We start from the raw sequence: 12,478 nt of genomic DNA on the forward strand, positions 1-12,478 counted from the left end.
CCAACCAAAACTTACGATTACTTATATTTGAAATAAAATAAATCTCCCTGTTATGAAATATCTAAAATATCTCCTGTACGTAGTAGTGATCCTTGTTGTGATCTTTTTTGGTAATGGTATGATTACACCATCCATCTCTTACGAAAACGAAGTAGTTGTGAATAAATCGGTAACTGAAGTTTGGGCCGTCATGGAGGATGATTCTCGTATTTCTGAGTGGTTACCTGTAATTGATCGAATTGAACCGGTAAGTGGTGAGCCAGGTACCGTTGGCGCTGTATCCAATATTTATGTCAACGAAAATGGAGAAGAAATGGTGATGCAGGAAACCATTACGGCAAAGACCCCAAATGCACACATGGCCATGACATTCACCATGGATTTTATGGATATGGACTATGATATGAAGCTGGTAGAGAAAGAGGGTAAAACATACATTACTACGACTTCAACAACTACCGGGAATGGGATGTTTTCCAAATCTATTTTGTCGTTTATGTCTGGAGCGATGAGCGAACAAGAGGATGAAAACCTAAACAGATTGAAAAAGGTGATTGAAAACAACTAATACCCATTGGTTTAGAGATTAGTACTTCATCCGATTAATAATACCGCTCACATAAAATGTGTTGTGATTGGCTTTTTGTGGTTATATCTTAGTTCAAAATTTACGTTATGATTTTAATTGCCGTTTTAGTTCCATGGTTGTCCTTCTTTTTAAGAGGTAAAATCCTTTCCGGATTATTGTGTTTGTTTTTACAAATTACGCTTATCGGTTGGTTACCTGCAGCCATTTGGGCCGTTGCATCTCGAAGCAATGCGATGACTAATAAACGGATCCGCAAAATGGAACGTAGAATTTTAAGAGCGCAAAGGGCATAAATCTCTTTTTTTGTAAGTACCTGACCCGATATTTATTGAATAGTAGCCATTGGAAAAGATCAAAATAATTTTTTTAAGCGCTGCAATTTCGATAGCGTTAATTCTGGTTACAGGTTGGATTGCATTTTATAGCCATACTAGCATTGATATTTTATACAACATTTGTTTTCACTTCCATTTGATTCCATTTGGAATTGGTTTCACGGGAGGTAGTATTTCTCTAATTGTTCTTTATTATTTAATTCTATGGAGTGCCATGACACTCCTTTTAATCCCGATAGTTAAAATATTTAATTCGCTTAAGAATTAACACTTTTACACTAATTTACATTACTTAAATCTACCTGGAATAGGCGCTTCATACTTTTAGCCAAACAAATAAAAGTTATGAAAAATATAAGCCTTAAAGTATTGGTCGTACTAGGTATGACCGTACTTGTATCTTGCTTACAAAGCAATACCCCAATTCAAAACAATCCGGAAAAAGTTGTGGCCCGGTCGACTCCACAAGAACAAGAACCCCATCGATATGGAGGATGGTATTGTCCCGATAATTTAAGAGGATTTCCCGCAGTAGATTTTCAAAACTGGCAAAGTGTTCCGGTAGTAAATGGAAGAATGGCGACCAAAGAAGAAGCTCAAAATGGAACATCATTAATTTTTGTAGATATGGAAAAGTATCCAAATGCGAAACCTTTGGATATGCAAATGCCCAGGTTAGCCAGATATTATAGTCGCCATACCCAAAAAGAAGAATTGGTGATTGTGATTCAGGCATTGAATATTTCCAATGATTCCATTGTTGGATTCAGATATCTAAATGGAGGTAATGGAAGTGCCCGTTTAAATGAAGTCAGATTCCTTTCAGATCAGGAAATCGAAAAGATAACTCCGGCACGTTTTGTATCATTTGATATTGAAATTAAAACAGAGCCAACTAGAATTTGGAAGGTGCTCACCGAACCGGAATATTATACTTTCTTACAGCCTATTTTCGATCCGAATAATACGCTAAAAGTCGATAAAGGAACAACCGTAAATTATAAATACCTCAATGCAGGAACCATAACCGCTGAATATGGAGATTTGTTATTTGGAAATTATTACATCCAGATCGATAGTGAATTTAATGAAGCGCAATATGTAGAAAAGTTCATGTTGACTGTAGATAAAGAATCGAAGAATACCATATTACATGTGGTTTGTGGACCATACACCTCAGACTATGAATCACAAGAAGATATCTTAAATAACTGGGCGGAAAAAGTGAAAGAATTGAGTGAAACCCCATAAAGGTTATTTTAAAATAGCTTTATTATAAAACTAAGGTTGGATTTGAAAAAATCTGATTTTGAGAAGGTGTTATTTCGAAGATATTAAGATGGCATTCTGAAAGGTTTGGTAGAAAGCAAGAAGAATGTAGAGGTAATCGAACCCATGTTTGAGCTCAGACATCGACTCGAAGAGGCGTTAATGTCGTTTGCGAGTTTGGGTGAGATAGCGGAATTATTCGTTAGCTTTCAACAAAGTTTTCGGTAGCCTTGAACTTTTTGGTCCTTTTTGGTTCAAGCCAAAATAGGACTGAAGGTGAAGGTCATTAAGTGTTTCCTCAATTATACTACAAAACATTCTTAAAATTTGTAATATTGAAGGAGTAATTCTAAGGCAAATGTCAACGTATCAAAATCCCTTTTCCAATAGAAAACATTTTTACGAACATCCAGAATGGATAGATGCGCATCTGGCTAAATTCTTTGATGAAGATCAAATTTCTGTGTTTCATGAAATACCAACTTTGGATTTACATCTTGACATTTATTTAATTCAACCCAAAGAGACGGATTTCAATATTTTGATGACTTCGGGAATGAGTCTCCTAAAAATGAATATTACAGATCAGATGGAAAATCCAAATGACTTTGAATTTTCAGAACTGATGATGATGATTCCGAAGCGTATTGAATTTGGAAAAGTTTATACCGGAAAGAATAAGAATGATTGGATTTTGTCAGTTCTTAAAAAGACTGCAAAATTCCCTCATTTTTATAATACCTGGATTGGGGTAGGACATACGATTCAAGCCGAGGAGGATTTAACTCCATATGGTAAGGATACAGATTATGTGGGCGCGGTAATCCTACCTTCTGTAACCTATGACAAAGACTTTACAGAGATTCATAGAAATGGACGTAGAATTAATATTTATTGTGTTTTTCCACTGTATAAAAATGAACTGGAGTTTAAGGTCAAAAATGGATACCACAAATTCCTGGATGTTTTAATAAAAGCCAATAACACAGAAATGCTGGACGTAAATAGAGAAAATCTATTTCCGCAAAAAAGCTTTTGGAATAGAGTGTTTGGAAATTAATAATATCAGATCACGACATGAAGAATGTGGTTTTTATTTTATTGGTTATTTTCAGTTTTTCGTGTTCTGAGAATGACTCTAAGGTTAAAGAGACGAAAAAAGAAACTATAGTTCGATTCTTTCCTGAAGAAATTAATATGAATACAAAGTTTACTGGTGTAAATGATTCGATTCAATTGATTGTGAAGATGAAAAGTTCGGATAAAGATTTTGTAACTTTTTCCAGAGTCTCTAGAGATACTGTTTGGGAGGATAGATATAGAGATAATTCGGTGGAATTGAGTTTAAGTTTAAACCAGACTAAATTCTTTGCCAAGACCTTTACTAAGCATGATCTGTTAGAAACCATGCCAAAGGAATTCATGGATCAGTCTCTCATATTTGATGTCTGGTATGAATCTTTTGATCCAAAGGTGGAAGAAGTGAAATTGCAAATGACGGTTTGTAAACCTGAAACGGATTATTGTTATTTTTATAGCATATACATTTCGGTTTCCGGTACTTTTAAAATAGAATTGGAAGAGATAAGTTAGTAACTTATTATTAGCAAATAAAGTTATGCGTAGAATACCCTATTTAATAGTGATAATAATGATCACTATATCATGTGAATTTCTTAATGATAATCATAAAAAAATACACTTATTTAACTCTAAGTTATCCCCAAATCAGGCAATGGTTATTGATAAGTTAGCCCAAGAAATGGATAATTGGTTTTATGAATATTCGGGAGGGTTGGATTATAATGGGAAGCAAATGAAAGCTTTGTTGCTTGAGTTTTCGAACTATAATAATATCGGAAGCTTAGTTCGGAAAGCGATAATTTGCGAAGCTAATTTTCCAGAGCCTGAGATAGATATTTTGTTTGATATTGGATCAATAAGTCTACAAATACGGACTGATTATGGTACTAGTCATAGAGGTTTGCTCAATAAAAGTAATTGGCTTGGGAAAGCCATATGTGAATATGCTATTGAACAGCAAGACATATTGTTAGAAAACTGGTGTAATAACGAAAACGATGTGGTTTATTTATCAGAAATGATTTGTTTGGATTATGGCTCTATGACAAGCCAACAATTAGAAGACCCCATAATTAAACGGATGCTATATATGGAGTTAATATTACCTGAAATGTTGGAGCATTGTTATGCTGAAGAATTTGAAAAATCAAAATCAAATACGGAAAATGTAATAGAAGAGGAGAATCCAATCACCATAAGTTCAAACGAGTATCAACTTGAAAATAAAGAGGAGGAACTATCGAATAATTGTTTTTTTCGGCAGCCTGATACTTCGGTTATTGGAATCTGTATTTGGAATCCTCGGAGTACCGAAAATGTTTTGGGCGAGGATATTACAATGAGTGGTGATGGCACTTATGGATTTATATCCAAAGACGAATTACAATACATAAATCTTACGGTTCACCCTGCTTCTTATCTAAACCAGATAAGCATCTTTGAAGTAGGATATGTTCAGGATAATGAGACTGAGGTGGATTTTAATCATAAAGAACATTTAGAGGTTAAGGTTTTAGCCACAGAGAAAGAAATAAAATTAGGAATAAGCAAAGAAGAATTGATATCGAAACTAGGCGGATGCTATAAATTGCTTGATAGTACGGAACACAATATATCAATTGAATATCGAATGGATATGGAACAGGGACCTAAGAGTGAGTTTTTATATCGATATAATATGCCTATTTATTTTGCAGAATACGATTTTAAGAATAATAAATTACAAAAATTCATATTTGGGTTTGAGTATCCTTAGAAAATGTGATAATGAAGGGGAAAGTTAATTTAAGTGTTTGGTATGGTTATTTAATTATAATATATGTAATATCAGCGTGTTCTATAAGTAAGAATGTTCTTTTTAAAAATGATTTGGAACTTCCTCCTAATTGTTTTCAAGTTGATTCGAATCTTTTTTGTGATGAAACGGAAATAAAGAATTTAGATTGGTTAGAATATATGTATTGGAATAGGTACATTTTTGGTGTCAATTCAATAGAGTTTAAAGAAACACTATTAGATACAGCCAAATGGAGAATAGACTCTTGTCTCTTAGAATATTCAGATTATTATCTTAGACATCCGGCTAATAGAGATTACCCGGTAGTGGGTATGACTCAGAGTCAAGCAACACGATTTTCAAAATGGAGGCGAGATAGAGTTTTCGAACAGATGCTAATCAGAGAAGGTCATTTTGAGTATGATGGAAATCAAACCCCGAAGAATTATTTTACAACAGAAAAGTACTTTGCTGGAAATTATAAAGGAATAATTCCAGATTCGAATGTGTTATACCCAGATTTTAGACTTCCAACTTTAATTGAACGAAATTACATTATGAGCCTTATCGGTTCAGTTAGGGCTCATAAGAATACTTTGCGAAAAACAGATGATGAGTTTGTAGAAAAGTATGGAACAATCGTTGGAGGTGTTTCTATGGATTTTATTTGTGACAATAATAGAGTTCCCTTATATCCGGTATACAAGACGTTTAATCCAAAATCAACTGAAATTATACATCACCTTAGAGGAAATGTTTGTGAATGGAAAAATTGGAAATATGATATGCCATAGTTATATGTCAGATATGCCTTTCAAATGAATAATTTCAAAATTCAGTGTTTTATTGGAAATGAAGCGTTTTATCAACTGTTCAGTATGAATTTACGTGTATAATGAAGACTCTAAACAAGTTCTTAAAATGATCAGATCATTCTCCATTTTCATTTCGATGTTCTTTCTATATAGCGTAAACGTACGAAGTCAATTTATTGATCCAGGTTCTTGCTATGAAATATGGGAAGTAAAAATGGTAATCCCTAAAGAAAAGCAGGTTTCAGATGAGAATTATATACGTTTATTTAAATCTATTTCTTTAAAGCTTGATTCAAATCATTCGGTGAAAATTTCTCATATTCCAATTGCGGGGCAGTATAGTGGTGAAATTATAAGCTATTTTGAATTGTTTCAGAATGCAACATGGAGACAGTATTACATAGATGATTTAGAACTTTTTATTGTCATAGATTCGGAAACAGAACAATCTTTAGTGTCGTTTACTTCTAGAAGTACTTCAACCATATCATTGAGCTTTGGGTATAAAGCCCCAAGAGAGTTTTGGGGTTATGAACTGGTTTTAGAAAGAATGAGGTAAATAAATTTTAAAAGAAGGCTTATTTGACTGTAAAATGAGAAAAATATTGTTTGTCATAGTATTCATATTTGCATTGGTTTCTTGCAGAGATAAATGTAGATATGTAGACCCTGTCTCAATTTGTGGAGCTGATTTAAGGTTTGAAATTTTGGATTCGTTAGATATAAATTTTTTTGATTCAACTTTTCAAATAGATTCCTTCCAGATAATAAATGATTTGGGAGATACTATTCCGCATAATTTATTTATTGAAGACCGTTATTGGCAGAACGACCTTCAATTTTCATTTGAAATTTTTGATTGTGGCTTAGAAAATGAAAAATTCAATCAAACGATAACAAAAACATATTTGTTAAGATTCTCTTCTTTGGTAACAGATACAATGCATATTGAATTTAAACCAATAGATCAGGTAGGAGAATGTGGTGGAACAAATTTTCATTTTTTAAGAATTAGTTATAATGATAGTATTTACGATGGAACTTATTATTCATCCGTTAATACACTATATCGTTAAACCTTAAGTAGCCAAGCGCATCGAGCCTCACTTTTGCAGTTCAATATATTTATCCCTATCATTGTTTACGTTATGGATTGGATTACGGTACACGCATTTACATATCCACATGAGGCACATATTGCCAAGGTGAAATTAGAATCTGAAGGGATTGAAGTGCGTTTATTGGATGAGTTAACCACACAGGTGCATAATTTTTATTCCAATGCCATTGGTGGAGTAAAACTGCAGGTAAAGGTGGGAAATGAAGATACTGCCAAGGAGATTTTAAAGGAAATGCATGTGATAGAAGAAATGCCACAAGAAGCCAGCCCTTTTTTAATTTACCTGGATGCATTCACACGTAAGATTCCCTTTGTGGGAGATACCATTTTAGAATTAAGAATCATTGTATTGGTCGTATTGATTCTGCTTTTGCTGTTCTTACCCATGGCCATTTTTCAATAACCATTTTCTACGGCTATGTTAAAAGAGAAGGAATATCTCATCATCCAGATTGTGTATGCTCTATTGGTATTGGGGAATATGTTTTATACTATCTCACAATACCATTCTGTATCTTATAGCCTGCTGATATCCATAGGAACAGTTGCGTTTTTGATTGCCATTGTGGTGTTTAACAATAAGGTGATTTTGCCAAAAGTCATTACCGCGCGGTATGTAATGGTCTATATCGTATTTCTAACCGGCTTAATGTTTTTTGTTCGCTACTTATTAGTGGCTTTCTTTTCGTTTGAAGATCCTGATATAGAAATCACAGTTTATAATAAAGTCACTGGAACGATTGAGGTTAAAAACCAAACCAGGGGAGTGCAAAAGGTGATCATGATTGCTCTGGGAGCGACTTTGTTTTTCAACACCTCATCCATTCTCATTAAGAAAATTCTGGAGGAAAGAGCCAAGCATTTTACCAGCGAGGTAGAACGTAAAAAGGCAGAATTGAAATTATTAAAAACACAATTCAGTCCGCACTTTTTATTGAATGCGTTAAACAATCTGTATTCAGTATCTAAACTTCAACCGGAAAGAACTTCTGAACAGGTGCAAAGGTTGAGTTCGTTGTTAAAATATATTACCTATGATCAAACCAAAAACAAAATCTCATTGCAAAAAGAGGTGGCGTTTATTCGGGGTTACGTGTATTTTCAGCTGGAAAAAGGAGAAGAGCATTATGAAGTCGTTCTGGATTTTGATGAGGTGAATCCGGAGATGATGATCGAGCCAAGAATTCTAATTCCGTTTATTGAAAACGCGTTTAAGCACAGTTATGTGCCAGGAAAAAGGGCTTTGGTCAAGCTGAGATTAAAAAGTCTGGATACGCAGCTCCATTTTACCATAAGTAATTCGATCTCTCATTATCAAAGGGCCAGAGAAGAAGATGGATATTTTGGAGTGGGAATAGAAAGTGTAAAACGGATCCTTGATACCGTATATGAAAATGCCTATACGTTGGCAATAAATACAACGGATACCAGTTATGAAGTGGATTTAAAAATAAATACGGTACATGCACAAACGTAAATTAAGATGTGGTGTGGTTGATGATGAAAAACACGCAAGAGATTTATTGGCACATTATATTCAGGAAGATGAACGTTTGGAATGTAAGTTTAAATACGCCACAGTATTTGAACTGAAGCAAAACCCGAATTGGCAGGACATTGATATTTTGTTTTTGGATGTGGAAATGCCCGGTACAGATGGAATTAGTTTTTTGAAAGAAGATGAGGTCAATTGTAAAATTGTGTTGACCACGGCATATAAAGATTACGCTATTGATGGCTATAATCTGGATGTCACCGATTATTTGCTCAAACCCATTTTTGATGATCGATTTACCAAAACCGTAGATAAAATCAGTGCTTTAACGACTCAGGAATTTAAAGCCCGGGAATATGATCGAATTGAAAAAACGGAGGATGAGTTTTTAACCCTCAAATCAGGTAAATCAGAGATCAAGATCAAAATTTCCAGAATTATTTATATCTCCGCTCAGGATGAATATGTGTGTTTTCATTTTGCTGAAGGCAAACGATTGGTATACATAAGGTTAAAAGAAGTTGAAACTTTGTTGCAAGACAATGGTTTTATCCGCGTACATCGATCCTATATCGTAAACGAACAGACGATTACAGAATTACAACCGAATCAGATTACCATCAATGATCAGGTAAAAATCCCAATAGGACGCTCTTATAAAGACCGATTAAAAAGGTCGTAAATGTCGTTTACTGAAAATACAATGTAGTTTACTGAATAGTCCCTAAATCCGGGTTCCGAATAGGAATTTATAATCAAAATTTGTGTGCTTGTGAGATAACGTGAGATGCATCTCCACATCAAAAGCAAGTTAGATTATTCAATTAAATAAAGTTTATGGGGTTAGGCTTAAGGCACATGATCATAGTGCTTTTAATACTGGCAGGTGGTGAAGCCATCGCACAGGAAAAATTTACAATTAGTGGTAAGATTAAAGACGCAGCAAATGGAGAAGATATTCCATTTACCAATGTGCTGGTAAAAGAATTATCGGGAGTAGGGGCGACTTCAAATGTCTACGGATTTTATTCATTAACCATTCCGGAGGGGGATTATACACTCATCTTTCGGTTTGTAGGATATCAAACGTTAGAAAAAACGATTTCATTACGTCAAGATATGACTCTAGATGTGGAATTGGAAGCTACAGCAACTGCTTTGGAAGCTGTGGTGATTACTAGTGAAGCAGAAAATGAAAATGTAACCAATAACGAAGGAAGTGTCACCAAGATCAGTATGAATACCGTAAAAGAGGTACCTACTTTTGGAGGGGAGCCGGACATTTTACGAATTGCACAAATGAACCCGGGAATTAAAACAGCGGGTGAAGGAAATTCCGGATTTTATGTAAGAGGTGGAGGATTAGATCAAAACCTGGTTTTGATTGATGAAGCTCCGGTCTATAATCCGTCACATGTATTGGGGTTTTTCTCTGTGTTTAACGGAGATGCGCTAAAAGGGGCCACGGTATATAAAGGAGGAATGCTTCCGGAGTATGGCGGTAAAACAGCATCGGTGATGGATATTCGAATGAAAGATGGGAATAGTAAAGAGTTTCAGGTGACCGGAGGAATTGGCTTGATTGCTTCGCGTTTAACCTTTGAAGGGCCAATTGTAAAAGACAAAGGATCATTCATGATTTCTGGACGAAGATCGTACGCAGATTTATATCTCAGACCTTTGGAAGATGATCGTTTGAATAGTACTAAATTGTTTTTCCACGATTTAAACCTCAAAGCCAATTATCAAATCACTGAAAAGGATAAGATTTATGTTTCGGGGTATTTAGGACGTGATGTTTTTGGATATCGAGATGATTTTGGATTTGATTGGGGAAATATTACCGGAACCCTTAGATGGAATCATGTGATAAGTAACAAAATGTTTTCCAATACCTCTTTGATTTATAGCAATTACGATTACAATATTTCCGTAGGAAGTGAAAGTGCTGGCGAGGATATTGAAATAAAATCACAGATTGAAGACTTCAATTTAAAACAGGATTTTTCGTTCTATCCGAATTCTAATAATTCCATCAAATTTGGCTTTAATGTCATTCATCATACGATCACATCCGGAAGTTTGGATGGCGGAGAAAATTCAGGAATTAACTCGGATGCTGGAGATTTATCCTATGGCTATGAAAGTGCCATCTATTTGCAAAATGAGCAAAAGATTAATGATAAGTGGAGTGCGAATTATGGACTACGTTATTCATTTTTCCACAGAATAGGTCCGGGAAGCGAATACCTGTTTGATTCCGAAGGAAATCTGATTTCGGAAGAAACATTTAGTGATGGATCTTTAATGGAATATATGGGCGGATTAGAACCAAGATTGGCTGCAACCTATTTGTTAAACAAAAAGAGTTCATTGAAATTCGTCTATAATCGAAACTACCAGTATTTACATTTGCTAACCGGCTCTACCGCGTCTACACCTATTGATGTGTGGGTTATGAGTTCTAATAATATCAAGCCCCAGCAAGCGGACCAAATCTCACTGGGATACTTTAGGAATTTCAAAAAGAATGTCTATGAGGCATCTGCCGAAGTGTATTACAAATCCATGCAGAATGTGATTGATTATAAAACCGGAGCCAACACATTTCTAAATTCTCAATTAGAATCAGATTTAATTTATGGAACCGGAGAAGCTTATGGATTAGAGTTGTTTTTAAAGAAAACCAAAGGAGATTTAACTGGATGGGTAGGATATACGATTTCCAGAACCACCAGGAAGTTTGATGAAATTAACGATGGTAAACCATTTTCTGCAAAGCAGGATAGAACCCATGATATTTCTGTAGTGGCGATGTATAAGATCAATAAAAAACTGAGCGCTTCGGGAAGTTTTATCTTCTACACCGGAGATGCGGTTACCTTCCCAACAGGGCAATATACTGTGGAAGGAATCACCACACCATATTATACTGAGCGAAATGGCTATCGGATGCCGAATTACCACCGAATGGATTTGGGGTTAACATGGTATTTGAAAAAAACGGATAAACTGGAATCCAGCTGGAACTTCTCGGTATACAATGCATACGGAAGAGAAAATCCATACATTATCAATTTTGAGCCCAACGAGGATAATCCGAACATTAATAACGCGGTACAAATCTCTTTATTCAGATGGGTGCCTTCAGTTACCTACAATTTTAAATTTTAAGAGTTGAGTAGTATGATACAGTTATCAAGATTCATAATACTGGCTATTTCAGTATGGGCATTGAGTTCATGTGAAAAAGTCATTGATATAGAGTTAAACGAAGAAGATCGTCAAATAGTGATAGAAGCCAGATTACGTTCAGGAGATCATCCGTTTGAAGTAAAGATCAATAAAACTACGGGGTATTTTTCCAGTGAGACTCCAATTCAGGTGATGAATGCCTTCGTAGAACTTAAAGACGAAGATGGAAATACATATAGTATTCCACATGTAGGAGAGGGGAGATATGTTAAACAAATCAATGCAGAAGAGAATAAACAATATACATTGACTGTAGTTGCAGAAGGTCAAACATACAAAGCCTCTTCATTTATGAAATCACCTGTTCCGTTATTGGGATTGGCGTCAACCTACGAAGAAGAAACATCTAATACCGAAGCGCATTACCGGGTGAAATACAATTTTACAGACCCTGCGGATCAGGAGAACTGGTATCGGATACGCAATTACGTAGATGGTGTGGAGCAAAGAGAAGTGGAAGATTTGGTAGTGCTTTCAGATGAAAATTTTAACGGACAAAATAGAACGAGAACCTTAAGAAATGGAAGATACTATCCGGGAGAAGAAGTGACTATTGAATTGGTACATATTGAAGAAGCTGCGTTTGAATATTATTCCTCATTGCAGGATATCGTGGGGGGCGGATTTAGTGCAGGAGTAGCAGCACCAGGAAATCCAACTACCAATTGGTCTGACAAAGCATTGGGGAGTTTTATAACCTTTAGTTCAGATCAACAAAGTATCGTTATCCCGGGTTAATC

General features: G+C 35.1%; 14 protein-coding genes. All 14 read left to right on the plus strand.

Annotation, left to right across the window (positions count from 1 at the left end):
- The first annotated feature begins 52 nt into the window (after positions 1-52).
- The 14 genes from KFE94_14090 to KFE94_14155 all read left to right on the plus strand — a co-directional run bounded on the left by KFE94_14090 (position 53) and on the right by KFE94_14155 (position 12,476).
- Entirely contained in the window at positions 53-568 is a 516-nt protein-coding gene (locus KFE94_14090) for an SRPBCC family protein (GenBank protein ID UTW65774.1), read from the plus strand.
- 107 nt (positions 569-675) lie between these two features.
- Positions 676-882 (plus strand): YqaE/Pmp3 family membrane protein, encoded by a 207-nt coding sequence (locus KFE94_14095; protein ID UTW65775.1) that lies wholly within the window; start codon positions 676-678, stop codon positions 880-882.
- A 387-nt stretch (positions 883-1,269) separates the two neighbouring features.
- Positions 1,270-2,175, plus strand: a complete 906-nt coding sequence (locus KFE94_14100) for a hypothetical protein (GenBank protein UTW65776.1) — start codon at positions 1,270-1,272, stop codon at positions 2,173-2,175.
- Positions 2,176-2,551: 376 nt separating this feature from the next.
- Complete coding sequence (locus tag KFE94_14105; GenBank protein ID UTW65777.1) at positions 2,552-3,253, plus strand: suppressor of fused domain protein; 702 nt, start codon at positions 2,552-2,554, stop codon at positions 3,251-3,253.
- Between the two features lie 17 nt (positions 3,254-3,270).
- Positions 3,271-3,786 (plus strand): DUF4738 domain-containing protein, encoded by a 516-nt coding sequence (locus KFE94_14110; GenBank protein UTW65778.1) that lies wholly within the window; start codon positions 3,271-3,273, stop codon positions 3,784-3,786.
- Positions 3,787-3,844: 58 nt separating this feature from the next.
- Positions 3,845-5,032 (plus strand): hypothetical protein, encoded by a 1,188-nt coding sequence (locus KFE94_14115; GenBank protein ID UTW65779.1) that lies wholly within the window; start codon positions 3,845-3,847, stop codon positions 5,030-5,032.
- A gap of 200 nt (positions 5,033-5,232) precedes the next feature.
- Positions 5,233-5,847 carry a hypothetical protein gene (locus KFE94_14120; GenBank protein UTW65780.1) on the plus strand — a complete coding sequence of 205 codons (615 nt, stop codon included), beginning with the start codon at positions 5,233-5,235 and terminating at the stop codon, positions 5,845-5,847.
- A 127-nt stretch (positions 5,848-5,974) separates the two neighbouring features.
- Complete coding sequence (locus KFE94_14125; GenBank protein UTW65781.1) at positions 5,975-6,427, plus strand: hypothetical protein; 453 nt, start codon at positions 5,975-5,977, stop codon at positions 6,425-6,427.
- A 34-nt stretch (positions 6,428-6,461) separates the two neighbouring features.
- The gene (locus KFE94_14130) at positions 6,462-6,944 is read left to right on the plus strand and encodes a hypothetical protein (GenBank protein UTW65782.1); all 483 of its coding nucleotides are present in this window, start codon (positions 6,462-6,464) and stop codon (positions 6,942-6,944) included.
- A gap of 72 nt (positions 6,945-7,016) precedes the next feature.
- A complete protein-coding gene (locus tag KFE94_14135; protein UTW65783.1) occupies positions 7,017-7,391 on the plus strand; it encodes a DUF2007 domain-containing protein in 375 nt (124 codons plus the stop codon).
- Positions 7,392-7,406: 15 nt separating this feature from the next.
- Complete coding sequence (locus tag KFE94_14140) at positions 7,407-8,465, plus strand: histidine kinase (protein UTW65784.1); 1,059 nt, start codon at positions 7,407-7,409, stop codon at positions 8,463-8,465.
- Positions 8,452-9,165, plus strand: coding sequence for a response regulator transcription factor (locus tag KFE94_14145; GenBank protein ID UTW65785.1), 714 nt, complete (start codon positions 8,452-8,454; stop codon positions 9,163-9,165). The genes KFE94_14140 and KFE94_14145 overlap by 14 nt, the downstream gene beginning before the upstream one ends.
- Positions 9,166-9,320: 155 nt before the next feature.
- Positions 9,321-11,657 (plus strand): TonB-dependent receptor, encoded by a 2,337-nt coding sequence (locus KFE94_14150; GenBank protein UTW65786.1) that lies wholly within the window; start codon positions 9,321-9,323, stop codon positions 11,655-11,657.
- A 12-nt stretch (positions 11,658-11,669) separates the two neighbouring features.
- On the plus strand, positions 11,670-12,476 hold the full coding sequence (locus KFE94_14155; GenBank protein ID UTW65787.1) for a DUF4249 domain-containing protein: 807 nt from the start codon (positions 11,670-11,672) through the stop codon (positions 12,474-12,476).
- The last annotated feature ends 2 nt before the right edge of the window (positions 12,477-12,478 follow it).

The sequence above is a fragment of the bacterium SCSIO 12643 genome (assembly GCA_024398135.1).
Taxonomy (GTDB): domain Bacteria; phylum Bacteroidota; class Bacteroidia; order Flavobacteriales_G; family Salibacteraceae; genus CAJXZP01.

Excerpts from the sequence above, each read along its gene's own strand:
- KFE94_14090 (UTW65774.1), top strand. The coding sequence starts at position 53 with ATGAAATATCTAAAATATCTCCTGTACGTAGTAGTGATCCTTGTTGTG.
- KFE94_14095 (UTW65775.1), top strand. The coding sequence starts at position 676 with ATGATTTTAATTGCCGTTTTAGTTCCATGGTTGTCCTTCTTTTTAAGA.
- KFE94_14100 (UTW65776.1), top strand. The coding sequence starts at position 1,270 with ATGAAAAATATAAGCCTTAAAGTATTGGTCGTACTAGGTATGACCGTA.
- KFE94_14105 (UTW65777.1), top strand. The coding sequence starts at position 2,552 with ATGTCAACGTATCAAAATCCCTTTTCCAATAGAAAACATTTTTACGAA.
- KFE94_14110 (UTW65778.1), top strand. The coding sequence starts at position 3,271 with ATGAAGAATGTGGTTTTTATTTTATTGGTTATTTTCAGTTTTTCGTGT.
- KFE94_14115 (UTW65779.1), top strand. The coding sequence starts at position 3,845 with ATGATCACTATATCATGTGAATTTCTTAATGATAATCATAAAAAAATA.
- KFE94_14120 (UTW65780.1), top strand. The coding sequence starts at position 5,233 with ATGTATTGGAATAGGTACATTTTTGGTGTCAATTCAATAGAGTTTAAA.
- KFE94_14125 (UTW65781.1), top strand. The coding sequence starts at position 5,975 with ATGATCAGATCATTCTCCATTTTCATTTCGATGTTCTTTCTATATAGC.
- KFE94_14130 (UTW65782.1), top strand. The coding sequence starts at position 6,462 with ATGAGAAAAATATTGTTTGTCATAGTATTCATATTTGCATTGGTTTCT.
- KFE94_14135 (UTW65783.1), top strand. The coding sequence starts at position 7,017 with ATGGATTGGATTACGGTACACGCATTTACATATCCACATGAGGCACAT.
- KFE94_14140 (UTW65784.1), top strand. The coding sequence starts at position 7,407 with ATGTTAAAAGAGAAGGAATATCTCATCATCCAGATTGTGTATGCTCTA.
- KFE94_14145 (UTW65785.1), top strand. The coding sequence starts at position 8,452 with ATGCACAAACGTAAATTAAGATGTGGTGTGGTTGATGATGAAAAACAC.
- KFE94_14150 (UTW65786.1), top strand. The coding sequence starts at position 9,321 with ATGGGGTTAGGCTTAAGGCACATGATCATAGTGCTTTTAATACTGGCA.
- KFE94_14155 (UTW65787.1), top strand. The coding sequence starts at position 11,670 with ATGATACAGTTATCAAGATTCATAATACTGGCTATTTCAGTATGGGCA.